The organism is Bacillus sp. FSL K6-3312, assembly GCF_038007485.1.
GTDB lineage: Bacteria > Bacillota > Bacilli > Bacillales > Bacillaceae > Bacillus > Bacillus pumilus.
Genome location: NZ_JBBOXI010000001.1, coordinates 530,772 through 555,648, shown reverse-complemented (window position 1 = coordinate 555,648; position 24,877 = coordinate 530,772). Strand labels below are relative to the sequence as shown.

Genomic DNA, 24,877 nt, shown 5'->3' with positions numbered 1-24,877 from the left:
CCTACTTGTACGCTGAGTAGGGTTTTTTATTGAAGAAATAAATGAAAGCACAAAAAAACAGGCTCTCTACAGAGAACCTGTTTTAAAAAATGAAGATTAAGCAGTTTTTTGAACGTTAGCAGCTTGAGCTCCACGAGAACCTTGCTCTACGTCAAATGTTACTTTTTGACCTTCGTCTAAAGATTTGAATCCGTCACCTTGGATAGCTGAGAAATGTACGAATACATCGTCGCCTTCTTCACGTTCGATAAATCCAAAACCTTTTTCTGCGTTAAACCATTTTACTGTACCTTGTTCCATGTTTGTTGCCTCCTAGTGCGTTATCACACAATGTATTATACTATCCTTGCCCAAAGTATCCTCAAGACGAAAAGTCTTTCTTCATGCTATCCTTTACGCCGAACAAAAATAATTAACCTTATTGTAACATGATTCGGAAATAATTGCAATTTAGGATTTAAAAGAACAAAATCAACGATTATACTCAATTTTGTTCTTCACTGACTTTAAAATATTTTTTTGCAAAAAGGGTGTTCAATCCGAAGGGAATAAGCAAGTTTATAACGTCAATCCATTTTTCAGTTTTATTTAAAAGTAAGGAATAACGAAACATTACTGTACTCTTAGAAAATTGATGTCATTTTTATTTTAGTTAAGATTAGCATCTTTATTCCTATCAATTCTTAAAGTGACTATAAGACTAGCTACACTGGCTAAAGTTCCTACAACAGAAACAACAATTGTTAAAAAATCTGGAATAAGAAATCCTATTGGAATGAGCCCCAGAAAAGATAGAACAATAAAACATTGGTATACACTAGATATAGTTCTCACAATCAAGTGACTGAAAAAGGACATCACTAACGGAGGAATGAATAAACATACCATTATTACAATTGATATTATTAAGATGTGAGGCTGATCAAATGAAATGACATGATCCCCAGAGGAATTTTTGGCAGCCGCTAGCAAAACAACTATAGACATCATGAGAGTAAGTAAAACTAGAGAAAACCTTTTTATCATGTTATAACTCCTTTGGTTGATCTTATGCGACTTAATTTCTTTTTATCAAATTATCTCATTATAACCTTTATTTAACAATATGAAAGATGAAAGGAAACTAAAAGCTGAATAAAAGAGCTTATTCAGTTCTTTTATGGACATTAATTAAAGTTGCAATATGATTTCGCACCTAAGATAATCTGATGTGGAATCGTTCATTCAAAAGAGAAATTTATATTAAAATGACCGGGTATGTTTCCACTTAGCATACTATCGATGTATCTTGTTATCACTTTATAGTAAAAGAGCACACAAAAAAAATACCAAGGGTACACGACCCTTGGTATTTTTTAGAGATGCCCGAGAGGACTTGAACCTCCACGGGGTTATTCACCCCTGACTCCGATTTGCACATATTTTGCACAAAACCTAATCTATTTCTTTACATTTTCCGACTCAAGTCTGATTAACCAGTTATGAACTAATGAGTTAAATACATCGGGTTGTTCGATTTGCAGGTTGTGGCCAGCCATATCAAGCACTGCAAAGGTTGCCCTTGGATAGTCTTCGATCAGCCGCCACGCATCGTGATATCCAACTACATTGTCTTGACGCCCTGTGATAATGAGCGTGGGATACTGAAATTCAGATGTAATGTCGAAGGTATAGCCATATCCATTTTGAAGAATGTTATTGATGAATTCATGATTTGTTTGTTTTGAAGGAAGGTAAATTTCATCTCGAAACCTCTCCCATTCCGGTTTTCCTTGCACAACTGCCATGGAGCAAAATTCATCCGTCTCCTCTGGAGAGAGTTGTGATATCAAGCTGCTGTCACTTTTTAGAACGGTCTTCTCTGGCACGACTCTTTGATCGAATACAGGTATAGTCATTGGGGCCACAAGTAGTAATCCACGAACGGTTTCTAGGCGTGAATGAACAATACCTCTAGCTATGTACCCTCCATACGAATAACCACAAACAATAAACTGTTCATCAGGGATAATTTCGTCCAAAAGACGGAATACCGCTTCTAACATATCATCAGAATTCTGAATAGATGGATGCGGCTCGGAACGTCCCATACCCGGTAAGTCTATGTATATTCTCTTCCAACCGCTTTGTTTTTCAAATACCGGTTCAAATGCATGTAACATCACTTGATGGTCAAGTGTCCAACCATGTAATATAACGATCGGATATCCTTCTCCAATGACTTTATGGTAAATTGACATGTATTTGCATCCCCTTTTCTAGCGCTTCCCTAGTAATCTCAAGATTTTTTGTTGTTTTTCTTCATCATAGCTTAAAGTGAATAAAATCTTTGTTAGGAAGCTATGCTATGATTCCCTAACGAACTTCTCACGTAGATGGATTTTATTATGACTTTGATTTTTCTAATTGGTTTTCGCCCCATAAAAAAAGTTGTTCAAATATAGGGATCAGCTCTAGTCCTGCCCCAGTCAATGAATATTCTACTCTTGATGGAACTTCATTATACTGAACTCGTTGAACAATTCCGTTTTCAATCAGGTCCTTTAATGATTGATTGAGCATTGTTCCTGTAATTCCATACACTTTACGCTTTAACTCATTATATCGAATCTCATTGTAACTACATAGTACAGCTAAGATTTTTAAATTCCATTTTCCCGCTAATATATTTAATGCATAACTCGCTGGAGCTATCGCTTTATTCAGCTCACTTTCAGTCATATTTTATCCACCCCTTAGTCAGTTTTTCCTTCCTTAAGCAGTTTATATTGCGTACTTGTTAAATCAATTCCATTTATTATAATCAAATATGTAAACCGTGTCATCCAGGTATTAGAGAGCCAAATTGATTATAAAAAACCTTCAAGTCAATACTTTTTCAAGGAGATGGAGTGAGTAAATGAAAAATGAACAGATGCGCGCTGCACAATTATGGATCACCGAATGTTCTTTTTGAAGATTCTATATCAAAACCTGTTATAGAGTCTGGAGAAGTACTCATTCGTGTACATGGTTCGAGTGTAAACTCTATGGATACGCTGTTTCGATCAGGCAAGTTGAAACTATTAACGGGTAATCAATTCCCTAAAGGGACAGGGGCAGATTTTTCTGGAGAGGTTGTTGAAGTAGGATCGAACGTAAAAAGTTATCAATTAGGTGATAAAGTGTGGGGGGTTCTTCCTATGAATCTCAGGAGCCAAAATGGTAGTGCCGCTGAATATGTAGCTATATCACCTGAGAAAATATCTAAAACTCCTACAAAGATTGATCTCATACAAGCCGCGGCATTGCCTGGCGTAGGTGCTACTGCAATTATTGCCTTAAAATATCAAGCTAAACTTAGAAGAGGCGAAAATTTACTTGTACGTGGTGCAAGTGGAGGAGTCGGAAGCATTGCGATTCAAATTGGAAAAATGTTAGGTGCTCATGTAACTGCTATTGCAAACGAAAAACATCTCACTTTTCTTCAAGAGCTAGGTGCAGACGAAGTACTTGATTATAAAAAGACGTATCCTACTGATCTTAAAAAGTTTGATGTAGTCATGGACACAGTTGGAACTGACCTCAAACATTATAGGCGCCTGCTTACAAAGAACGGAAGAATGGTTACTATTGGATTTCCTAGTTTTTCGTCTTTCATATATATATTAGCTTCAACTACTTTCGGTTCTCGTAGAGTTCGCACATTCAGCGCAAACCCAAAAAATGAACTTTTAAAAGAATTAGCATCTTATGTAGATTCCAACAAGGTCAGACCAGTTGTTGATAGCATTTATCTTTTATCTGATGTTGCCAAAGCTCATCATTCCTTAGAAACTGGAGGTGGACGAGGAAAACGTATCATAAATTTACTTGATAACAAATAAACCATCAAATGACATGACATTATTCAATTTTTCTGTTGTAAGAGGTACATGCTTGGTAGCCATTTCAAATCTTCCAGCTCTTCTAAAGTATTCAGCTGCTTCTAATGCAAAGTCTTCAATATCACTATACATTTTCCTACTTTTTAAGAACCCAAAACATCGGTCTAACAAATGCTTATCTTCTTTTAAATACAGACCTTGAAGAATGTTAAATTTCGAAATATACTCGACATCCATACAATTCAAATATTTTACATGTTATGATGAATTTGTAATAAAACCAAACTGAGGGGGAAGTATTATGAATAAACTTTACAAGGGATTAATTGTTTCAGTATTATCAATTTCTTCATTAGCTCTTCCAGCTTTAACAAATCAAGCTTCTGCGCAAGAACCTGCAAAAATTCACAATATAGCAAAGCCTACAAATGAAATTGGAACGGTCGATTTCCATATGCTAAGAAACTCAAACGTTGGATTGCTGTATGGCTATACAAGATGGGAAATCATCTCTGGCAGTCACCTTATTAGCATTAGTTCTAGTGGTGTCGTATCTTCTTACTCATCACTGGGCACGGCGTTGGTTTATGCCTATGATATAAACGATAATTACGTCATTTTTAAGATTACAGTTGAACCTCGATAATTAAAAAAGTCCACTTACTTAAGGTAAATGGACAAATTCATTTAAAAGTGATAAAAAATTAAAAAACCAAAGGTTTACCACCTTTGGTTTTTTAGATGCGGCCGAGAGGACTTGAACCTCCACGGGTTATTCACCCACTAGGCCCTCAACCTAGCGCGTCTGCCATTCCGCCACGACCGCGTGTATGATGTGCTCATATATTCATAAGTGCACTGTTTGAAAAAACAATGCGGGTGAAGGGACTTGAACCCCCACGTCATAAAGACACTAGATCCTAAGTCTAGCGCGTCTGCCAATTCCGCCACACCCGCGTGACAATGGTGAGCCATGAAGGACTCGAACCTTCGACCCTCTGATTAAAAGTCAGATGCTCTACCAACTGAGCTAATGGCTCATCTGCTATGCAGAAAAACATATAAAAAAATGGCTGGGCTAGCTGGATTCGAACCAACGCATGACGGAGTCAAAGTCCGTTGCCTTACCGCTTGGCTATAGCCCAACGAATCAAAAAACAAAACATGACCCGTACGGGATTCGAACCCGTGTTACCGCCGTGAAAGGGCGGTGTCTTAACCGCTTGACCAACGGGCCATAAAATAATGGCGGAGAAGGAGGGATTTGAACCCTCGCGCCGCTCGCGCGACCTACACCCTTAGCAGGGGCGCCTCTTCAGCCACTTGAGTACTTCTCCATTATGGCTCCGCAGGTAGGACTCGAACCTACGACCGATCGGTTAACAGCCGATAGCTCTACCACTGAGCTACTGCGGAATAATAAGACATGTTTCATTATATATATGCCAGAAAAATGTGTCAAGAATTTTAAAGCGTTTCATTCCTGCTTCATTTGCGACGGCTTTTATAATTTAACATATACTAATATAACAGTCAAGCCTTTTTCCATGCCATTTGTTTAACTTGGCAGAAAGCCCCCGACCTCTTCAAGTAGACCAAGGGCATTGATGCAGCCTTCCATGAGATTAAGACAGATGAAACTTTCTCATCCATTTATAAAAAGTACTTCTTGGCACTCCTGCTAACCTCGCTGCTTCTGACACATGACCTTTTGTTTTATGCAGTGCTTCTATCACTGTTTGCTTTTGAATGCGTTCCCTGAATGTGAGTTCTTTTGGAGTTTCAGTACACTCTGCTGGATGCAGCTTCTGCTTTTTCTGATCAATCGCCTCTAATACTGAAGCATATTGCGATTCACCAATCCATCCGCCTTGCGGAAAGAGGACCCTTAGATGTTCAAATAGGTTAAAAAGCTCTCGTATGTTTCCTGGCCAATGATACTCCTGTAATTTCTGAAAAAATGATTCAGGAAACGCCGCATTCCAGTGGTGCTTCTTTTGGTAATAACGATATAAATCATGAATGTCTTCTTTTCTTTCTCTAAGCGGCGGGATGTTGATTGGATAGACATGAAGACGGTAATACAAGTCTTCTCGTATTTTCCCTTCCTTCAGCAGTTCGTTCATATTACGGTGTGTCGCTGTAATGATTCTAATATCCAAAGGGGTTTCGTGTGTCCCGCCGAGCGGTACGACTGCCCTTTCTTCTATCACTCTAAGAAGCGCTACTTGCATCGCATATGGGATTTCGCCAATTTCGTCTAAAAAGAGTGTTCCTTTATGAGCTTGTTCAAATTTCCCTTTAGCTCCATGACGTTTTGCCCCTGTAAAAGCCCCTTCAGCATAGCCAAATAATTCGCTTTCTAAAAGGCTTTCAGGAATGGCTCCGCAATTAACAGCAATAAACGGTCCTTTATGCCTTTCACTGGCAGAGTGAATAGCTCTAGCGGTCAGTTCCTTTCCTGTACCTGTTTCTCCCCAAATATATACATTTGCATCTGTTTGTGCCGCTCGTTTCATTTCGCTGAGCGTCTGTTGAAATACCTTACTTGTTCCGGATTCCCCGGGAAATTGAGCAAAAGAAATGGTTATGCTGCTTTTCGCTGCTTCTTCAAGGGAAAGGGATATGCCTAGCATCTTTCCATCTTGCTCTGATTGAATGATCTGCTTTCCTCTGATAACAAATGGATGATCCTTAAGCCGCTCGACATCCATTCCATACCAGTCTGAAAATCGTTCTCTAATCGACCGGCTGGCAGAAACAATTTGCTTTTTTTCATTACAGACCACATACGGTTCGTCTGCTTCCACCTGCTGGTGACAGTGAGTGATTAGCTCCATCTCCCTCCTTTTTTGCTGGACTTGAATTTCTCTCTCGATGGCATAAGCAACCGTTGATGCCATTCCAAGCATAAAAGGGTGCTTGTTATCCGTCATACAGGAGATGTCAATCACCCCTATGATTGTACCGTCTGCATCGCGAATAGGAGCGGCTGAACAACTCCAATGATGAGAGGCGATAGAAAAATGCTCAGTTCCATTGATCGTCACCGCTTCTCCGATGACGAGTGCCGTTCCGATCGCGTTTGTCCCTACATCTGTTTCGGTCCAGCGCGCCCCCTCCATAAAATTAATTTTTCTTGCTTCCACCATCGTTCTTTCGCTTCCTGTCAGACTTAGCACATAACCGTCTGCATCGATGAGTAAGGCCAACATGTCAGATTCTTTTAATTGCTGACTGATTTTATTTAAGTAAGGAAGAGCGGTATTGAGGAATAATGAGTATTTCTTTTTTTGAGCACTGAATAATTCCTTTTCTAACAACGACTGTCCTTTATCTAAATACGGATTCACATTTGCCTGTTTACACCTGTGCCATGATTCCACCACTCTCTTATTCAGACGAGACTGATCAAGCAAACCTTCACGAACAAAACGTTTCCACGTATTTAAATAACAAGGCGTCGGATTCATTCCATCCTCTCCTCTAGGGGCTTTTTATTCATTATAGATAATTATAAAAGCGCTTTCAATTATCATTAGCTAACCCAAGAAGTCAATCGGATAGAAAAGAAGCCTTTTTCAACAGTGTACCGCTCGTCCAATGGTTTGCAGCAAGGCTTCGTGTATCGCCTCTGAAAGTGTCGGATGTGCCGTAATAAACTGCTCTAAAGTATCAGTGGTCAGCTCTGTATGCATCATCATCGCCGCTTGTCCAATCAGTTCTGTTGCATTTGGTCCGATGATTGAAACACCTAATATTTCTTGATATTGCGGTTCTACAATGACCTTTACGTGACCGGTTGGTTGATTTAAGATTAATGCTTTTCCATTTGCAGAAAATGCACATGTCCCTATCCGAATCTCCTCATATTGTTTTCTAGCACTCTCTTCATTTAAACCAACACTGGCGATTTCTGGAGAGGTGTAGATGCACCTCGGAATCACTTGCTCATTCATCTTTACATGTTCACCTGATGCATGGGATGCCGCAACCGTTCCTTCATGAAAAGCAGCATGAGCAAGCTGGACCCCACCTGTTACATCACCGCACGCATAGATATGCGGGTGATTGGTTTGCATATGTTCATTAACGTAGATGCCGTTTCTATCAAAATCAATACCAACCTGATCAAGATTCAATTCTCCAAGCTGCGGATTTCTGCCAATGGCCACTAAGCAAAGATCCGACTGGATTTCACACCGCTCTCCTTGATTATTCTCCACCCCTACTTTTCTTGAAGAGGAATCAAGCTGTTTGACTGCGGCGGACGTCAAAATGTCTACACCCGTTTCTTCGAGTTGCTCGTGAAGACATTGTGCTGTATCACGATCTTCTTCAGGTAAAATGTGCACTGCCCGTTCAACCATGACAACCTTTGATCCCATTCTGCTAAAGATGCTCGCAAACTCACAGCCGATCACCCCGCCCCCAATGATGCAAAGCGAATTTGGTATTGAAGAAAGTGACATGGCATCCTTGCTGTGAATGATCCATTCGCCATCAAAAGGTGCAAAAGGTAAAGCAGCAGGCGCTGCCCCTGATGCAATAATGATTTGTTTTGCTTGAATGATGTCAGACTTCCCTTCACTTTCTATCAATAGCTCATGTGCTGATAGAAATGAAGCCTTCCCATTTACCACGGTGACTTTGTTTTTATTCATCAAGTAGCGAACACCATCAGTGAGCTGCTTGACGACAGACTGCTTCCGTTTTTGGACAGCATTCCATTGGATGATAGGCTCATGTTCTGGAAGCTCAATTCCAAAATGTCCAGCCGATTTCACATGCTCATACATATCGGCACTTTGCAAAAGTGCTTTGGTCGGAATACAGCCTTCATTGAGGCAGGTCCCCCCCAGCTGACCTTGATCAATTAACACAACCTCCCTGCCGAAACGGGCGGCTGTTATGGCTGCCACATAACCTGCTGGTCCGCCTCCTATAATGACCAGTGTCATGGTACGTTCACCTTCTTCCTATAAAAGAGTGGATATTGGTTCTTCTAAATGTGCTTTGACCGTTGATAAAAATGCGGACGCCGGCGCTCCGTCCAGCACGCGGTGATCAAACGTAAGACTGAGAGGCAGGATGGTCCCTTTGCACAATTCATCCTCTCGATAAACCGGGGTGTCATACATTGTTCCGACGCCCAGGATACCTGCTTCCGGCGGATTCAAAATTGGCGTGAAATACTCTACACCATAGGCTCCAAGATTGGTCAATGTAAAGGTCGAACCTTGGATTTCATCATGGAGAAGCTTTCCTTCACGTGCTTTTTGGCCATACAATTTAATGCTCTTCGCTAGCTCTATCAGCGTTAACCGCTCCGCATGCTGAATGACCGGTACAGCCAATCCGTTATCTAACGCAGCAGCAATCCCAAGATGAACATTCTCAAAGGTTTCCACAACTCCGTTATGATATTGACTGTTCATCGCAGGATGTTCTAACAACGAAAGGATCGCTGCTTTGGCTACAAAATCGGTGATGGTCAACTTTGTATCGTAACGTGCTATGGCTGTTCCATTTAGCTGTTGTTGTAAGTTTGTAAGTTGTGTCACGTCCGCTTTCATCGTAATGGTTAATTGTGCACTTGTTTGCAGGCTCTCCATCATTCTTGAGGCAATTGTTTTCCGCATCATGTTAATCGGCTGATGCTCTGTCTCATTTTGTTTTTTCTCTTCTTGTTTTTTCTCTTCCCGTTCAGGAAGCGCATGAAGCACATCCTCTTTCGTAATTCTTCCACCTGGTCCTGTCCCCACGAGCGTATCAATGTCTAGGTTTGCGCTATTCGCCATTTTACGGGCAACAGGTGAGATTTTCTTTCTCTCTTTCTTTGATTTTGACTGGATGTCTCTTTCTTTCTTTTCCTCCACTTGTTCATTTCCTTCACCGATATAGCAGATGACCGTGCCAGGCGGTACACCTTCTCCCTCTGACACTTTTATATCCAATATGGTTCCTTCAGCAGGTGATTCAATCTCCATTTCAATTTTTTCGGAGTTGATGCTTGCAATGCTTTCCCCTTTATTTACGGTCTCACCAACCTCCTTATTCCAGACAGATACCGTTCCTTCTTTCATCGACATGCCCAATTTAGGCATCACAACTTCGACAGCCATCTCCCTCTCTCCTTTCTCTAGTTCAAGATCTTGTCATGACTCTTGCCAATCATCTCTAATACAGTGTTCACAACTTTATCAGGTGTTGGTAGATATATATCTTCAAGAGGTGGTGAAAATGGTACCGGCGTATGAGGAGCCGTCACTTTTTTGATTGGCGCGTCAAGTAAATCAAATCCTTTATCCGCAATCAAAGAAGAAATATCAGCGGCAATTCCGCACCTTGGATTTGCTTCATCGACAATGACAAGTCGATTTGTTTTTTCTACTGAAGTCAGAAGGGCCTCTTCATCAAGCGGCGACAAGCTTCTTGGATCAATCACTTCCGCTTCAATACCTTGTGCAGACAATTGCTCTGCTGCTTCGAGTGCTGTATGCACTTGTTTGCCTACTGCAAAGATGGTTACATCAGATCCTTCTCTCTTCACATCTGCTTTACCAAGCGGCAGTGTGTAATACCTCTCCGGCACATCTCCTGTGATATTGTAAAGCGTCTTGTCTTCAAAAAAGATGACAGGGTCCTGATCCTCGATGGCTGCCAGCAGCAGCCCTTTGGCATCATATGGTGAAGAAGGCACAACTACTTTCAAACCAGGGATGCTTGTAAATAGTGCATACAAACTTTGCGAATGCTGGGCAGCTGCTCTAAAACCCGCCCCATGTGTCGTTCTAATTGTGATTGGCACCTCTGCTTTTCCGCCAAACATGTATCGAAATTTTGCGCCTTGATTCAGCACTTGGTCCAGACAAGTACCGATAAAATCATTAAACATAAGCTCCGCAATTGGCCTTAGCCCTGTTGACGCAGCTGCCATAGCCGCACCAACATAGCCAGCTTCACTAATCGGTGTGTCAAGGACACGCTCACGTCCAAATTCCTGTACGATTCCTTTCGTTACACCAAGAACACCGCCCCATGCTTCATCATCCTGTAAGTGATCTACATGAGCGCCTCCCGCAACATCTTCTCCCATTAAAATGACATCTTCGTCTCTTCTCATCGCCAGTTTAATCGCTTCATTCAAAGCACTAGACATGCTGATTTCTCTTATCATTTCCCTCTCCCCTTTCTGATTTATTGATACGAAACATACACGTCGGTCAATAATTCGGATTGATCTGGATATTCACTTTCTTCACTGAATCTAACCGCTTCATCTATCGCTTCTGCTACAGCCGCTTCAATACTTGATATCTCTTGATCCGTCAGCAGCTGCTCCTTTAATAATTCATTTTTAAAAAGCGTGATGGCATCTTTCTCTTCTTGGTGTTCTGTTTTTTCTCGGCTTGTTTTGTAGCGCTGGGCGTCTCCTTCAAAATGACCATAATTCCGATATGTCATGCATTCAATCAATGTCGGACCTTCTCCATTTTTTGCTCGTTCTATCGCTTGTTCTGCTGCTTGATAAACGGCTGTCACATCTTTTCCATCTACTTGAATACCCGGAATACCATAACTGGCGGCTCGATCCACAATCGATTTGCAGCTTGAAGCATAGGAAAATGGCGTCGCTTCCCCGTAACCATTGTTTTCTGCGATGAAAATGACTGGCAGTTTCCAGATAGCGGCGAGGTTGATTCCTTCGTGAAAAGTCCCTTGATTGTTTGCACCATCCCCAAAAAAGCAAACGCTTACATTATCTGTCTTTTTATATTTAGCTGTGAGGGCTGCCCCGCACGCAAGTGGAAAGCCGCCTCCAACAATTCCGTTGGCACCGAGCATTCCTTTATCAAAATCTGCAATGTGCATAGATCCACCTTTTCCTTTACAAAGGCCTGTGGCTTTTCCATAGATTTCTGCCATCATTCCTTTTAGATCACAGCCCTTAGCGATACAATGACCGTGGCCACGGTGAGTACTTGTAATACTGTCTTGTTCATTCAGATGAGCGCAGACTCCGACAGCAACAGCTTCTTCACCAGCATAAAGATGGACAAAACCTGGCAAGATCCCTTTTGTAAAAAGCGTGTGTACTTGATCTTCAAATTGGCGGATTTCCTGCATTTTTTGATACATCCAAACGGCTTTTTCTTTTGTGAGTGCCATTTCCATGATAAAACCTCCTATCTTTTTTACTTGCACTTCTATACAAGCAAAAAGCGTGCCAACATCATGGCGCTTGAAAGCCTAGGCTTTGAGCGATTCACATCGATCAAAAAAGAGACAAAATGAGACTTGCGTCTCTATTTGTCTCAATGTGTCTACTTCATCTCACAAAAAAAGCATCCCTAAAGGAATGCTTATCACTCTGAACCGATTGTACGCTGCCATTTTAATTTTCCTTTGCAGACGCCGCACACATAACGAGAGGTATCAAACCGTCTTTTCCTGATAAAATACTGACCGCATCCTGTGCAGACATATTCATGCCGTTTCTGTACACGCCGTTTATTTTGTACGGTCTTTAGCGGTGTACAAAAACGCGGGGCTCCTACTTGTTTTAATAACTCTTTAAAGGAACGGTCACGATGCTGATAGCCTTTCCCCTCAAGATGCAGATGATAATGACACAGCTCATGCTTAATGATCCCGATTAATTCTTCTCGTCCATGTTCCTCTAGGTATCGGCGGTTCAGTTCGATATTGTGTGTACCAAGTAAATATCGCCCGCCTGTCGTTTTGAGACGGTCATTAAAAACAGCCTGATGGCGGAATGCCTTACCAAAGAAATGCTCAGAAATATGCTCTGTTAACTGCTGTAACTCGCTCTCCTTCAATCAAGATCGTTCCTTTCTATAAAAATATCGAACAGGACAATTTCCCCTTTGCATACATTGAAGGTACACCCACTGTTTTGATCAAAGGAGGAATGGGCGATGCCCAACTGGCTGAAAAATCAGATGCAGAAGGCTTTTTTCGAAAAAAATCATTACCAAATCAAGTTGCTGAATCAATGCTGGTACTTCTACAGAAAAAAAAATTCAGTCACATCAAGGCACACCCCATCCTAAGGTGCGCCTCGTTTTTTGTTTACTCTGGTTTCAGCATGGAGAGGGCAACGCGGCCTTTTACCTGATCAACGGAGTCCACCCATACAGTCACAATGTCACCAACTGATACAACGTCAAGCGGATGCTTCACAAAACGGCTGCTGAGCTTAGAAATATGGACAAGCCCGTCCTGTTTCACACCAATATCAACGAATGCGCCGAAGTCTACGACGTTTCTTACCGTTCCTTGCAGCTCCATTCCTTGCTTCAAGTCCTCCAATTTCAACACATCTGTTTTTAAAAGAGGTTTTGGTACTTCATCGCGCGGATCACGCTCGGGTCTTGTCAGCTGATCGATGATGTCCTGAAGTGTAATGATACCAATATCAAGCTGCTCTGCTGCTTCATCCAGTTTGACCTCTGCGATTTTCTCCTTTAACTGCTCTGTGCCAAGATCATTTGGTGTCATCTTGATCATGCGTAAGAACTGTTTTGTTTCTTTATAGCTCTCTGGGTGAATGCCTGTCCGATCAAGTGGATCTTGTCCATCTGCGATGCGCAGGAAACCGATACACTGCTCATAAGTCTTTGCCCCAAGTCTTGGAATGTCCTTTAGCTCTTTTCTGCTTGTGAATCTCCCAATCTCTTCGCGGCGCTTGATGATATTCCCTGCGACGGCTTTTGAAAGACCTGACACATATTGCAGCAGCGCCTGTGAGGCCGTATTGACGTTCACACCGACTTGGTTGACGACCGTCTCTACCACGAAGGTTAACGAGCTGTTTAATTGCTTTTGGCTCACGTCATGCTGGTATTGGCCCACTCCGACAGACTTCGGATCAATTTTCACGAGCTCTGCTAAAGGATCTTGTAATCTTCGAGCAATGGATATGGCGCTTCGTTCTTCGACTTGCAGGTCTGGAAACTCTTCTCGCGCCAGTGCAGACGCAGAGTATACGCTTGCTCCTGCTTCATTCACGATCAAATAGGAGACCGGCTGATCCAACTCTTGAATGAGGTCTGCAATGAATTGTTCAGTCTCTCTTGAGGCTGTTCCGTTTCCAATCGCAATGACTTCAATATTTGACGATTGAATGATCTCTTTCACTTTTTGTTTGGCTTCCGCTTTTTTCTGCACAGGCGGATGCGGGTAAATGACGCCGATATGATGGACTTTGCCCGTATCATCCACGACGGCTAATTTACAGCCTGTACGAAACGCAGGGTCCACTCCAAGTACACGTTTCCCTTTCATCGGCGGCTGAAGTAGTAGTTTTCTTAAGTTTTCAGCAAAAATATGAATCGCTTGTTCTTCTGCTTTTTCTGTCAGCTCTTTGCGTATTTCTCGTTCGATGGAAGGCTGAATGAGGCGTTTATACGCATCGTCAATTGCCGCTTCGATAAACGGTCTCGCCGTCGTCTGTTTGCCTTTTATGACTTGTTTGTCGAGATAGAAACGAATATTTTCAGCAGGTGGCTCGATGGCTGCCTTTAAGATGCCTTCTTTCTCTCCACGATTAACCGCTAGTACACGGTGAGGCACTATCTTTTTGATGGGCTCTTGATAATCGTAATACATTTCATAGACATTTTTTTCATCGCTTTCGATGTCTTTTCCTGATGTGACTAGACTGCCCTTTTGGTACGTTTCGCTGCGAATCCATTTCCGCATATCAGGATCATCTGCCAGCTGTTCAGCAATGATGTGCTGCGCGCCTTCCAGTGCCTCTTCTACACTTGTTACTTCCTTTTCTTCGTTGATAAAAGAAGCGGCCTTCTTTTCGATCTCATCGTTTGGCAGCGTGAGTACATATTCAGCCAGCGGCTCGAGCCCTTTTGCTTTGGCTACATTTGCTTTTGTTTTACGTTTTTGTTTGAATGGCCGGTATAAATCTTCGACCTCTTGCAGTTTATGAGCCTGCTCAATTTTTTGTTTTAATTCATCCGTCAGTTTGTCTTGTTCTGCGATTAATCGGATGACTTCTTCTTTTCGGTTCATGACATTTTGGATATATGTATAGCGCTCTGAAATGGTTTGAATTTGCACCTCATCCAGTGAGCCTGTCTGCTCTTTCCGGTAACGGGCAATAAACGGGACGGTGTTGCCATCCTCTAAGAGCTTGATGACACTTTCAATTTGTTTTGTTGAAAGCTTTAATTCTGTTGCAATTTGTTTCAATAAAAAGTCAGATGTCTTCATACTTTGCATCCCCTCACTGTGTCTTCTCTTTTAGTGTATCAAAAAAACCGGCAAAACAGAAAAAAGGTCAGCTATTTTACGTGAGCTGACCAAGTACATAGGTGAGATCGTCCTTCTTGTCTTGTGTGTATGTTTCAAGTTGTTTGGCAATGTCTGCAACTGAATGACTATGCTTTAAACACATTCTCATGTTTGGCACATTCAATCCGTCTGAATACATAATGAATGTTGATCCTTTTTCGTAGGAATAGGTGTATGTTTTATATTTTCTAGGTTTCCCTGATAAGTATCCTGATGTCGGAAGTGGATAAATATAGTCGCCAGAAGGGGCATTCAAGATGAACCGAATATTACCAACCGAACAATAGGTAAATTGCTGCTGGGAAAAATTCACCTTTAAGATCGCAACTGTGGCTCCGCGTTTATTTTTCATCGCCTGATTGCATCTTTCGATGAGGGTCGTCATATCCTCATGTCCATATTCTTCGACAATTTCGCTGACTAAAGAAGATGATTCATTGGCGAACTGACCGCTGCCTAATCCGTCTGCCACAGCACAAATTAGTTCTTCATCATCTGCTTTAATAAAAAAACTGTCCCCGCAGCATGATTTCCCTTCTTTATTCGATTGATAGATAATGGCATTCACATGCTCGTGCTGTTCAATCTGCTTCATTACCCTAGCTCCATAGACGCATCTTCTGATAATGCATCTCGTAGCTTTTTAACTGCCTTCCGTTGCAGTCTCGATACATGCATTTGGGATATCCCTAGTAAATCGCCTGTTTCTTTCTGACTCTTATTTTGCAAATAAGTCAGGTTGATAATCTCTTTTTCTCGATCTGTCAGAACATGAAGCACACTCTCAAGCATCATTTTTTGGTTTACACGTTCGTAGCCCTCTTCTTGTGAGCCGACAACGTCTAAAATGGTGACTGTACTTCCTTCAGAATCAGCCTCTACGCCTTGGTCAACAGACAGTGCTTGATAGCTTTTGCCCATCTCCATGGTTTCCAGTACTTCTTCCTCTGTCACATCTAGGTACTCTGCAATTTCTTGGACTTTCGGTGATTTTTGCGTCTCTGTTGTTAGATGATCAACGGCCATCTTGATTCTTGGTCCAAGCTCTTTGATTCGCCTTGGTACATGGACACTCCATGTTTTATCTCGTAAAAAGCGTTTGATTTCCCCGATGATGGTTGGAATGGCAAAGGCTTCAAATGATTTACCGACGAGTGGGTCATATCGCTTAATAGCGCCAAGTAAACCAATCATTCCAACTTGTCTGAGATCCTCATGAAAGCTTTTTCCTTTTGAATATTTTTTTGCCAACATATCGACCAAGTTTGTATAGCATTCGACCAGCGTGAGCTGCGCCTGCTCATCTTGATTGGATTGATAGCTTTGGATAAGGCGATCCACTTCATCTTTAGTTAGTTTCATAGTTTTGGATGGTTGTGTCATGGTCAACTCGCTCCCTGTTTAAAAACTTTGTCATCGCAACGGTAACTCCGGAGTTTGCTTGCACCTCGACTTCATCCATCAATGTTTGCATTAAGTATAAACCAAGACCTCCTTCTGCCAATTGATCCACCGTATGAGCAGATGTGTAAGGCCCTAATCCTTCCTGCTTTTGCTTAAAGTCAAAGCTACCGCCTTTGTCAGCAACAATGATTTCTAGACGATCCTCATAGACAAGAAAGCGAACTGCTACCTCTCCATCTTCGCCATGTTCACCTTTATAGGCATGCTGAACTGCATTTGTACAGGCCTCACTGACGGCAATTTTCAAGTCTTCAATCTCTTCGTAAACATAGCCCATTCGGCTTGCTACGCCTGAAAGAGTCAGGCGAATGATGCCTACGTATTCTGGTTTCGCTGGGATTTTCATCTCGATTAGATCTACTGATTCGTTCATTGTACCCCACCCTCTGTTTTTGCAGAAATGTCAATGATGTCCTTTAGTCCAGTAATTTCAAACAACCTTACAAGCCGTTCTGACAAGTTCTCAAGCTTTAGTGTTCCACCTGCTTTTTGAGCCGCTTTAAACAGCCCAACAAATACACCTAATCCTGTACTATCCATATACGTAACATCCTTCAAACAAATTTCAAGATGCTCTCCCGCCTCGGCTTTAGGCATGAGTGTTTCTCTTAGCTGAGGAGCAGAGTACACATCGATTTCTCCGCTGACACTAATTTTCGTTTTTTGATCTATTTGATGCTCTTTCACTGTCATATTCATTATGCATTCACCTCGAAATTCTTGTTTCCTAGAATTTTATATACCCGCATCTTCACTTTCTAAACCTTTCTTTTGAGCACAAGTAAAGTGAAGTCATCGTGAAGCTGAAAATCTTGTAGCTTGAGTAAGCTGGCATAGATGGCATCGACCATTTCCTGAGCTGAGTAGGATAGGTGCTCTGCTATAAGCGCTTTGATATCCTCCCGCTCTAAAAAGCCGTCCTCCGACTTAGATTCTGTGACACCATCAGAGAATAAGATCACCATATCTCCTACGTCCAAATGCTTCTCATACTGCTTATAATCAAAATCTGGTGCGATTCCAAGTACAAGCCCTTTTGCATCTAAATCGTAAAATTGGTTCTCTTGATTGCAATAGAAAAAGCCCGGCTCATGACCAGCCGATGCATATTTAAATTCATGCGTTTCTTTATTATAACTGCCATAAAACATGGTGATAAACATACTTGGGTCTACGTTTTGCTCGACAACACGATTAAGGGTTTTCAGCACTTTAGTTGGGCCGCTCCCTGACTCAGGCAAGGAATCCATCGCATATTTAATCATCGACATACAAAGCGCAGCTGGGATTCCCTTTCCAATGACATCTGCGATCGCAATATTAATCGTATCGTGATCTGTTACAAAATGGTAATAATCTCCACTCATCTGTTTTGCCGGTACACTGATCGCCCCAATATCGAACGTATCTCCTTCTGGAATTTTCGTTTCCAGAAGGGTTTGCTGAACATTTGCAGCAATTTCAATTTCAGATTTAATTTCTTGCTGGATGCCTCTAAGTGTTAAATGTTCCTGATAGGCAAGTCCGTACCCAATCATGACTTCAATTAAGAAGTCTAGTGAATGAAAAACATCTTCCGGCAAATCAGGGTAAAGCTCCTGAATCACTTTTCGGTGAACACTCACTATTTCTTCAGGAGGTATTTGATGCTCAATGGTTTTACGGCTAAATTTTTGAGCTTGATAAAGCGATGTTTCAGTTAAATCACTGATATAACGACTGAGCAGCTGATGGTACCGCTGCTCCATTACCTCCTTAAAATCCATGGTTTCCCTCCTAGCGAAGCCACTTAACAGCTTGTATCTCCGTTCCTTGTTCTGGTGCAGAATCTAATTTAAATTCATCCATCAGTCTTCTGACGCCCGGCAAGCCTGCTCCGAGTCCGCCTGATGTAGAAAATCCGTCTTCCATCACTTTACGTATATCCATGATGCCAGGCCCCTCATCGGCTGCGATGACCTTGAGTCCACGCTTTCCGCGCTCCATCACTTCTTCTATACAAATCTGACCTTTACCAGCGTATAAATAGATGTTTCGAGCTAATTCTGAAATGGCCGTCGTAATTCTTGCTTGGTCAACTGTTCCAAAACCAAGTTCTTTTGCAACATTGCGCCCCAATTGTCTTGCTGCGACTATATCCCATTCCGTCAATATTTTCACACAGGATTGGTCTTTCATATCTATTCCCCCAATTCCCGCTTCAGTGTCTCAAGCCCTTGTTCAAGATCTAGTGCTGTCTGAATTTCTTCCAGTGATATACCAAGTTCAATAAGCGTCACAGCGACTGCCGGCTGTATTCCTGTTAATACAACTTTTGCCCCCATGAGCTTGGACATGGTGATCACATCACCTAATACCTTTGCGATAAATGAATCAATCATATCGACAGATGTTAAATCAATGACAACACCGTTTGCTCCTGTTTCATGAATTTTATTCAGTAAGTCTTCTTGAAAGTGAAGAGCTGTTTGATCATCAAGCTCCCACTGTATTGAAATCAGAAGACAGTTATATAGTTTTAAGATTGGAATCTTCGGGTGATTTCTCAATTGGTTATCCCTCCAATGAAACAATTTTTCGATTTGTCATTTCCAAAGCAGTTTGAATTCCTTTTTGAAGGGTATTCTTTGTTGTAACCTGTGATAAATCAATTCCAAGGTTAACGATCGTTTGGGCTATTTCTGGGCGAATACCGACAAGTAAACACTTCGCTCCTACTAATCTCACAGCCTCTGACGCTTGAATGATATGGTGGGCCACCATTGTGTCCACGACAGGTACACCCGTGATATCAATTAAGACGACCTGTGAGCGATGTTTGACAACACCATTGAGCAGGTTCTCCATAATTTTTTTCGCACGATCTGTATCAATTGTTCCAACAAGTGGCATGACGGTGATGTGCTCAAATACAGGAATTAGCGGGGCAGAAAGTTCCTGCAGCGCCATTTTTTGAAGGCTGACGGTTTTTTCCCATGAGATGGAGTACTGGTTTAAGATCTCGTTATGGATGGGTGTGATGAATCGATCGATTTGCCAAATGAGGTCATGACTTTCTTGTGTTGTATCTTTGTCATCGTTCATTTTTTCATATAAATGTGTACGGATTTCCGTTAGACCGTTTGCCAGTAACTTAAGTGATATACCCATTTGAACAATTTTTAAAGCAAAATTTTGCACTTTTTCTTCAAAATCCTCACTATACCCCTCTGAAAGAGATGTAATGATTAGTTGAACATATTCCGAACAGATGGTTTCATACATTTTGTCGTTCAGCATCATGTCCGTTTCTTTTTCTCCGAGTCGTTTTAAAATGTCCGTCCACTCTTTTTCTAATTCCTTTTGATGCTTTCTTGCAAAAGCTAACACGATATGATTCGACATGTTTTACCCCCTACTTACATTTAAAGCTCTTCTTTAGTCTTTCTTCATTATAACGTTAATAAAAATTGAACACAAAAAAAGTTGCTCCAGTAGAGCAACCATATCTCACCATATTAAAAATCAATAAGAGCCAAACTAACTTGTAAGGCTTCATCAACCTTCTCCATCATCTCATCATCAAGATGTGTGATTTTATCTGTCAATCTTTGTTTATCGATTGTACGAATCTGTTCCAAAAGAATGACAGAATCTCGTTCAAAGCCGTAGCGCTTTGCATTAATTTCGACGTGAGTCGGTAATTTCGCTTTTTGTATTTGGGCTGTTATGGCTGCAACGATAGCAGTCGGGCTAAAGCGATTTCCAATGTCATTTTGAATCACCAATACCGGGCGAACCCCGCCCTGCTCGGAGCCAACAACAGGAGATAAATCAGCAAAGTAAACATCACCGCGTTTAACAATCAAATGTTTAACCCCCGCTGACTAATCGCTCAACTGTATTCTCAGCCTCAAACTCTGCGTATTGTGCCTCTGAAGAGATATTCAGATTAATTTTCGCCATCTCCATGTAGCCGCGTCTCATCGATTCACGATTTTGTCGAATATTACGTTCACGAATATACGTTTTTGTCGCTCGGTAGATCAATTCATTTCTTGTTACCTTATCCTGCTCTGCTACTCGTTCGATCTCAGACATTAAAGCCTCCGGCAGTCGAATCTTCATTTCATTTGTTGCGCTGGATTCAGACAAAAAACATACACCTCCACAAAACTTACGGATACCGTATCGATCCATTCCAAGACTAATCATACCATTATTCAATGCACAAGCAAAGCTGTTTCATGATTTCTTTTTTAGATGATGATATTACGTTCGGCCACCCGTAAATCAAGATGATAATGGAGTTCCTCTTTCCCATTATACGCTTTTTTCCGAAAATCATACGGTATTTCCAAAATCTCTAAAAAAGGGAGAATGTTTACCCTACTTTTGTCGAATAAAAAAGAACGAAGTCAGTTTGACTATCGTTCTTTTGAATGTTGTTTATAAAAAACTTGGCCCGCCTTGAAGGAGCGGATTCCGCACATGCACTCTTTCGCCGTCCTCTATATATACTCTTGGGACGCGGTGGCCAATCGAGCAAGTGACTTCATAGTTAATGGTTTCAAGCCTTTTGGCGATTTCATCGACTGATACCATGTCTTCTCCTTGCTGACCAATCAAAACGACCGGCTCCCCTACTGGAAGCTTGTCTTTCAGTTCAATCATGAATTGATCCATACAAACCCTTCCTGCGATCTTCCGGCGCTTTCCGCCAACAAGCACTTCCGTTCCTGCCAGCTTCCTGATCCATCCATCTGCATAGCCGACTGGAACCGTGCCGATCCACGTATCTTGATTGGCTGTATACGTCGCCCCATAGCTGACACTCTCACCCTTTTGAATATGCTTTACATGGGCAAGCTTTGTATGAAGAGACATGGCTTCTTCGAGCTTGAAAGGCAATTCATCTTTGATTTCTTCAGACGGTGACAGCCCGTACATACTGATGCCGAAGCGAACCATATTAAACAAAACGTCTTTAAACCTTAAAGCTGCAGCACTGTTGGCGCAATGAACGAGCAGCTTGTCCGTATGAAGCGGCTCAAGCAGTGTTTGAAGGGTGTCGACCTGCCGATCAAAGTAGGCTTCATCCTTTTCATCTGCTGTCGCAAAGTGAGTAAATACGCCTTCCAGCTGTAAATAAGAGTGCTCGCTGACAAGCTTTTTCACTTCGTTCACTTGCTCGATCGTTTTCACACCTAATCGGTTCATTCCGCTGTCTATTTTCAAATGAAAACGTATCGGTTGTCCCATCTGCCCTTTCACCATTTTGGTGACGTCTCTCAGCCAATCGATGGAGTAAGCGGTCATGATGACATTGTATCGAACGGCTGCTTTGACATATTCCGGCGGTACAGCGCCGAGTACAAGTATTTTTGCTGTGATGCCTTTATTTCTTAAAGAAACGGCCTCATCTAAAAAGGCGACGGCTAATACGTCTGCTCCTGCTTTGAGAGCAGCTCTTGCCACTTCTATATCTCCATGTCCATATGCATTGGCTTTCACCACAGCCATCAGTTGAACACTTTGACCGATATGATCTTTCATATGTGAAACATTATGCTTGATTGCTGATAAATTAATTTCTGCCCATGTGTCTCTATAAAAGGCATTTGTGTCCATCCGTCACACTTCCCTATTGAATGATTCAATCCTCTCATATGATACTAAAAATCAAGAATAAAGTGAAACAAATCAAAGAAAATCAGCCCTTGCATAGGGCTGATTTAGATTGTTGACAAAGTGCTAAAATGATGTTTATTTTAGCACTTTGTCTTCTTTTCAGCGTGATAGAAAACCTTTGAAGTCTAGGAAGGACAGCTACTTTTGCGGAGCGAATTGAACATTCGTGAGCACCAGCGCGCAGACCTGACAACGAATGCGAGGGTTTGTCTACACGCTGAATCAGCCCTTGCATAGGGCTGATTTTTCATTTCTAAGGCTCTCGCCTGAGGTATTTATTTAGCTGACTGACCTTCTACACTCTTTGCAACCATCAACAGCTCTTCCTTCGATAGATCACTTGAAGAAATCAAGTAGTCCACTCCGTCAGATGTCCATGAAAGGGATTGATCTGTAAGAACCCCAACTGTCATGCCAAGGTCGACTGGCTCGCCGTTCATTGTCACAGGCGTAGACGCTTCAGCGACTCTCGCTTTTTCCTGAATAAGTGTGAAGGATTTCTTTCCGCCATACGTCATGACATAACGCTTCCCGGCATCTGTCATCATTTCTTTCTCTTCCATCTTCTTCACACCCTCTGGCATGTCAACTGGCGTTTTCACCGCAAAGCTGTCAGATGGGTCTGCACTTGTGGCAACATCCATTTGAGAGAGTGTCATGTTTTTCTTCTCATCAAATGCATCTTTGCCAAAGGATTTATTGAATTCAAAGTGAGAGAATTCCACTTTCACCATTGGCTTTTTGTCACTATCCAGCACTTTCACACTGGCAGGCGCCATCGTTTTTTTATGAAAGGTAATCTCTTGGGTAGGCAACATTTGGTTGTGCTGATAATTGGTTTTCGTTTCGAACACATACTTTGAATCTTTCGCTTTGAACTGAGCGGCACTGTCATTTTTAATGTCCTTCACGAGTGACTCAAATAAGTAGACCTGACTGCTATTATTCGGCCAATCACTGTGGAAACGGAAGCTCTTGTTCAATGAAGGTGTCAGCACAAACACACCATTGCCATTTCTTAAAATGACTTGACTCTGATCCTTTTTCGGATTTTCTAAATAGACACGGTAAAGTTCCGGCTTCTTGTACCAAATTTCTACTTGATACTCCTGCGGGTCATTTCCTGTCTCAATGGTCATTTTTGCTTTGGCTTTGTATGATGTCATTTCCTCTGCCTTTTTGTTTAAATCTCCAACGATATCCTGCTGAGATTTTTGACCGCATGCGGAGAGAATCAGTACAAAAAGGATTCCCGTTACAAGCAAAACAAAGCTTTTTCTCACCCTTTTCAACCCCTTCGTTAATTGTGTTAAAAGGAAGAAACCGCTTGTTTGACTTTAACAGTACGCCTCAAGAGTTAACTGCGTACCGCGAACCATCAAAGCCTGTTAGCAACACGCCCTTCCTTATCGCACTACCCAATATATGAAGGGGGGACAAACAATATGCAGACTAGCTTGACAACCTTTCAATTAAAACTTGTGCAGCAGCATATTCGTTCGTGTGAGTGATGGACACATGAACCTGGTCACCCTTCGTCTTTTCGCTTTTGATGAAGGGTTTTCCAAGTTCGTCTTTATGGATTTCCATATCATGAAAGCTTAAATGCCGGCCGATTCCCGTTCCGTATGCTTTAGCGAAAGCTTCCTTTGCTGCAAAACGTCCTGCCAAAAATTCCAGCTGCCTCTTTTCACTGAGTGTGTGAAAGATGTCTTGTTCACTTATCGTTAAAATTCGTTCTGGTAAACGAGGCTGTCTGCTAAGCACTCGCGCGAGCCGGTTGATCTCTACTATATCAATACCTATTCCTTTGATCATGAGGTACCTCCTATGATACTCGTACTAATTTGGATGTTCTCTTCATAAACGTGTTACTATAAACTTACCATTATCTAGTCAAAAGGGGTTTGTTATGTTTATTCGAACGGAGAGCTTTCAACAATTTATTAGATCGTATCCAATCGTCACAACGATCCTTGCTTTGCAATTTGGTCTATGGCTTATATTTGCGCTTCCTATCCCTCTTATACAGCTTGGTCACGACCATCTCGTCGGTTTCAATTATGGTGTAGCTACTGGAGAATGGTGGCGGCTCGTCACACCTGTTTTCCTTCACGAAAGTCTGACCCATATTTTGTTCAATTCTATGTCTTTGTTCTTATTCGCTCCAGCGCTTGAACATTTGCTTGGGAAGGTTCGATTTCTCATTATCTATCTTGGTGCAGGATTCATTGGCAATCTCGGAACCTATTGGGTGGAGCCTTTAGAGTATGTACATGTCGGCGCTTCTGGTGCCATCTTCGGTTTGTTTGGCGTTTATTTATACCTTGTTCTATTTAAACCGCATATGATGGACCGCGGTAATTCTCAGGTGATCTTAACGATTCTTGCAGTCTCTGTCATCATGACGTTCGTCAACTCAAACATCAATATTATGGCTCACTTATTTGGATTAATCGGCGGCATGCTCCTAGCACCTCTTACGCTACTTTTCCATACAAAAAAAAGACGCTACTAACCTCATAAAAAATGTCGATCAC

At 41.8% G+C, this 24,877-nt stretch carries 28 protein-coding genes and 7 tRNA genes; 4 read left to right on the top strand and 31 right to left on the bottom strand.

The window, feature by feature from the left end; genetic code table 11:
- Nucleotides 1-96: 96 nt before the first annotated feature.
- From MHI11_RS02730 to MHI11_RS02715, 4 genes are all read right to left on the bottom strand, one after another.
- Complete coding sequence (locus MHI11_RS02730; protein ID WP_003214229.1) at nt 97-300, bottom strand: cold-shock protein; 204 nt, start codon at nt 298-300, stop codon at nt 97-99.
- Nucleotides 301-648: 348 nt separating this feature from the next.
- A complete protein-coding gene (locus tag MHI11_RS02725) occupies nt 649-1,026 on the bottom strand; it encodes a hypothetical protein (protein WP_340909022.1) in 378 nt (125 codons plus the stop codon).
- Nucleotides 1,027-1,439: 413 nt separating this feature from the next.
- Complete coding sequence (locus MHI11_RS02720) at nt 1,440-2,240, bottom strand: alpha/beta fold hydrolase (RefSeq protein WP_340909019.1); 801 nt, start codon at nt 2,238-2,240, stop codon at nt 1,440-1,442.
- A 145-nt stretch (nt 2,241-2,385) separates the two neighbouring features.
- The gene (locus MHI11_RS02715; protein WP_044140585.1) at nt 2,386-2,721 is read right to left on the bottom strand and encodes a winged helix-turn-helix transcriptional regulator; all 336 of its coding nucleotides are present in this window, start codon (nt 2,719-2,721) and stop codon (nt 2,386-2,388) included.
- Between the two features lie 308 nt (nt 2,722-3,029).
- Between MHI11_RS02715 and MHI11_RS02710 the strand changes: the two genes are divergently transcribed.
- Together MHI11_RS02710 and MHI11_RS02705 are read left to right on the top strand one after the other, a co-directional pair.
- The gene (locus MHI11_RS02710) at nt 3,030-3,866 is read left to right on the top strand and encodes an NAD(P)-dependent alcohol dehydrogenase (RefSeq protein ID WP_340960341.1); all 837 of its coding nucleotides are present in this window, start codon (nt 3,030-3,032) and stop codon (nt 3,864-3,866) included.
- A gap of 301 nt (nt 3,867-4,167) precedes the next feature.
- Nucleotides 4,168-4,512: a hypothetical protein gene (locus MHI11_RS02705; protein WP_034620217.1), complete on the top strand. Its 345-nt coding sequence runs from the start codon at nt 4,168-4,170 to the stop codon at nt 4,510-4,512.
- A gap of 96 nt (nt 4,513-4,608) precedes the next feature.
- On the opposite strand, the gene MHI11_RS02700 is transcribed toward MHI11_RS02705, so the two are convergent.
- The 13 genes from MHI11_RS02700 to MHI11_RS02640 all read right to left on the bottom strand — a co-directional run bounded on the left by MHI11_RS02700 (nt 4,609) and on the right by MHI11_RS02640 (nt 12,709).
- Nucleotides 4,609-4,692 (bottom strand) — tRNA-Leu (locus tag MHI11_RS02700).
- A 48-nt stretch (nt 4,693-4,740) separates the two neighbouring features.
- Nucleotides 4,741-4,823, bottom strand: a tRNA-Leu gene (locus MHI11_RS02695).
- Between the two features lie 7 nt (nt 4,824-4,830).
- Nucleotides 4,831-4,906 (bottom strand) — tRNA-Lys (locus MHI11_RS02690).
- Between the two features lie 30 nt (nt 4,907-4,936).
- Nucleotides 4,937-5,011, bottom strand: a tRNA-Gln gene (locus tag MHI11_RS02685).
- A 20-nt stretch (nt 5,012-5,031) separates the two neighbouring features.
- Nucleotides 5,032-5,103, bottom strand: a tRNA-Glu gene (locus MHI11_RS02680).
- A 9-nt stretch (nt 5,104-5,112) separates the two neighbouring features.
- Nucleotides 5,113-5,203 (bottom strand) — tRNA-Ser (locus MHI11_RS02675).
- A 4-nt stretch (nt 5,204-5,207) separates the two neighbouring features.
- Nucleotides 5,208-5,282 (bottom strand) — tRNA-Asn (locus MHI11_RS02670).
- Between the two features lie 209 nt (nt 5,283-5,491).
- Nucleotides 5,492-7,339: a sigma-54-dependent Fis family transcriptional regulator gene (locus MHI11_RS02665; protein WP_340960339.1), complete on the bottom strand. Its 1,848-nt coding sequence runs from the start codon at nt 7,337-7,339 to the stop codon at nt 5,492-5,494.
- 108 nt (nt 7,340-7,447) lie between these two features.
- Nucleotides 7,448-8,827: a dihydrolipoyl dehydrogenase gene (gene lpdA / locus MHI11_RS02660; RefSeq protein WP_340960337.1), complete on the bottom strand. Its 1,380-nt coding sequence runs from the start codon at nt 8,825-8,827 to the stop codon at nt 7,448-7,450.
- A gap of 18 nt (nt 8,828-8,845) precedes the next feature.
- Entirely contained in the window at nt 8,846-9,991 is a 1,146-nt protein-coding gene (locus MHI11_RS02655; protein ID WP_340960335.1) for a dihydrolipoamide acetyltransferase family protein, read from the bottom strand.
- A 17-nt stretch (nt 9,992-10,008) separates the two neighbouring features.
- On the bottom strand, nt 10,009-11,046 hold the full coding sequence (locus tag MHI11_RS02650; protein WP_340960334.1) for an alpha-ketoacid dehydrogenase subunit beta: 1,038 nt from the start codon (nt 11,044-11,046) through the stop codon (nt 10,009-10,011).
- Between the two features lie 20 nt (nt 11,047-11,066).
- Entirely contained in the window at nt 11,067-12,044 is a 978-nt protein-coding gene (locus tag MHI11_RS02645; protein ID WP_113768721.1) for a thiamine pyrophosphate-dependent dehydrogenase E1 component subunit alpha, read from the bottom strand.
- A 191-nt stretch (nt 12,045-12,235) separates the two neighbouring features.
- Nucleotides 12,236-12,709, bottom strand: coding sequence for a SprT family protein (locus tag MHI11_RS02640; RefSeq protein ID WP_111913362.1), 474 nt, complete (start codon nt 12,707-12,709; stop codon nt 12,236-12,238).
- A 99-nt stretch (nt 12,710-12,808) separates the two neighbouring features.
- Between MHI11_RS02640 and cmpA the strand changes: the two genes are divergently transcribed.
- Nucleotides 12,809-12,943: a cortex morphogenetic protein CmpA gene (gene cmpA, locus MHI11_RS02635; RefSeq protein WP_113768720.1), complete on the top strand. Its 135-nt coding sequence runs from the start codon at nt 12,809-12,811 to the stop codon at nt 12,941-12,943.
- A 19-nt stretch (nt 12,944-12,962) separates the two neighbouring features.
- Here cmpA and MHI11_RS02630 read toward each other — a convergent pair whose 3' ends face one another.
- The 14 genes from MHI11_RS02630 to acpS form a co-directional block, all read right to left on the bottom strand.
- Complete coding sequence (locus tag MHI11_RS02630; RefSeq protein ID WP_044140575.1) at nt 12,963-15,122, bottom strand: Tex family protein; 2,160 nt, start codon at nt 15,120-15,122, stop codon at nt 12,963-12,965.
- A gap of 76 nt (nt 15,123-15,198) precedes the next feature.
- Nucleotides 15,199-15,798 carry a PP2C family serine/threonine-protein phosphatase gene (locus tag MHI11_RS02625; RefSeq protein ID WP_044140574.1) on the bottom strand — a complete coding sequence of 200 codons (600 nt, stop codon included), beginning with the start codon at nt 15,796-15,798 and terminating at the stop codon, nt 15,199-15,201.
- On the bottom strand, nt 15,798-16,586 hold the full coding sequence (gene sigB / locus MHI11_RS02620) for an RNA polymerase sigma factor SigB (RefSeq protein ID WP_012009000.1): 789 nt from the start codon (nt 16,584-16,586) through the stop codon (nt 15,798-15,800). Before sigB ends, MHI11_RS02625 begins: the two co-directional genes overlap by 1 nt.
- A complete protein-coding gene (gene rsbW / locus MHI11_RS02615; RefSeq protein ID WP_044140573.1) occupies nt 16,552-17,040 on the bottom strand; it encodes an anti-sigma B factor RsbW in 489 nt (162 codons plus the stop codon). Before rsbW ends, sigB begins: the two co-directional genes overlap by 35 nt.
- Nucleotides 17,037-17,366 (bottom strand): anti-sigma factor antagonist, encoded by a 330-nt coding sequence (locus MHI11_RS02610; protein WP_044140572.1) that lies wholly within the window; start codon nt 17,364-17,366, stop codon nt 17,037-17,039. The genes rsbW and MHI11_RS02610 overlap by 4 nt, the downstream gene beginning before the upstream one ends.
- 59 nt (nt 17,367-17,425) lie before the next feature.
- Entirely contained in the window at nt 17,426-18,433 is a 1,008-nt protein-coding gene (locus MHI11_RS02605) for a PP2C family protein-serine/threonine phosphatase (protein WP_044140571.1), read from the bottom strand.
- Between the two features lie 10 nt (nt 18,434-18,443).
- A complete protein-coding gene (locus tag MHI11_RS02600; protein WP_003214085.1) occupies nt 18,444-18,845 on the bottom strand; it encodes an anti-sigma regulatory factor in 402 nt (133 codons plus the stop codon).
- A gap of 2 nt (nt 18,846-18,847) precedes the next feature.
- Nucleotides 18,848-19,216, bottom strand: a complete 369-nt coding sequence (rsbS, locus tag MHI11_RS02595) for an RsbT antagonist protein RsbS (protein ID WP_003214235.1) — start codon at nt 19,214-19,216, stop codon at nt 18,848-18,850.
- A 4-nt stretch (nt 19,217-19,220) separates the two neighbouring features.
- The gene (locus tag MHI11_RS02590) at nt 19,221-20,051 is read right to left on the bottom strand and encodes an RsbT co-antagonist protein RsbRA (RefSeq protein WP_044140569.1); all 831 of its coding nucleotides are present in this window, start codon (nt 20,049-20,051) and stop codon (nt 19,221-19,223) included.
- A gap of 113 nt (nt 20,052-20,164) precedes the next feature.
- On the bottom strand, nt 20,165-20,515 hold the full coding sequence (gene ndoA / locus MHI11_RS02585) for a type II toxin-antitoxin system endoribonuclease NdoA (RefSeq protein ID WP_003214169.1): 351 nt from the start codon (nt 20,513-20,515) through the stop codon (nt 20,165-20,167).
- A 4-nt stretch (nt 20,516-20,519) separates the two neighbouring features.
- Nucleotides 20,520-20,801 (bottom strand): hypothetical protein, encoded by a 282-nt coding sequence (locus MHI11_RS02580; RefSeq protein ID WP_003214273.1) that lies wholly within the window; start codon nt 20,799-20,801, stop codon nt 20,520-20,522.
- A gap of 294 nt (nt 20,802-21,095) precedes the next feature.
- Nucleotides 21,096-22,277, bottom strand: a complete 1,182-nt coding sequence (gene alr, locus MHI11_RS02575; protein WP_340960331.1) for an alanine racemase — start codon at nt 22,275-22,277, stop codon at nt 21,096-21,098.
- 335 nt (nt 22,278-22,612) lie between these two features.
- Nucleotides 22,613-23,629 (bottom strand): LolA family protein, encoded by a 1,017-nt coding sequence (locus tag MHI11_RS02570; RefSeq protein WP_113754968.1) that lies wholly within the window; start codon nt 23,627-23,629, stop codon nt 22,613-22,615.
- Between the two features lie 160 nt (nt 23,630-23,789).
- Nucleotides 23,790-24,155: a holo-ACP synthase gene (gene acpS, locus MHI11_RS02565; RefSeq protein ID WP_044140566.1), complete on the bottom strand. Its 366-nt coding sequence runs from the start codon at nt 24,153-24,155 to the stop codon at nt 23,790-23,792.
- Between the two features lie 94 nt (nt 24,156-24,249).
- Here acpS and MHI11_RS02560 point away from each other — a divergent pair, with 94 nt between their 5' ends.
- Complete coding sequence (locus tag MHI11_RS02560; RefSeq protein ID WP_340960330.1) at nt 24,250-24,855, top strand: rhomboid family intramembrane serine protease; 606 nt, start codon at nt 24,250-24,252, stop codon at nt 24,853-24,855.
- Nucleotides 24,856-24,877 lie beyond the last annotated feature (22 nt).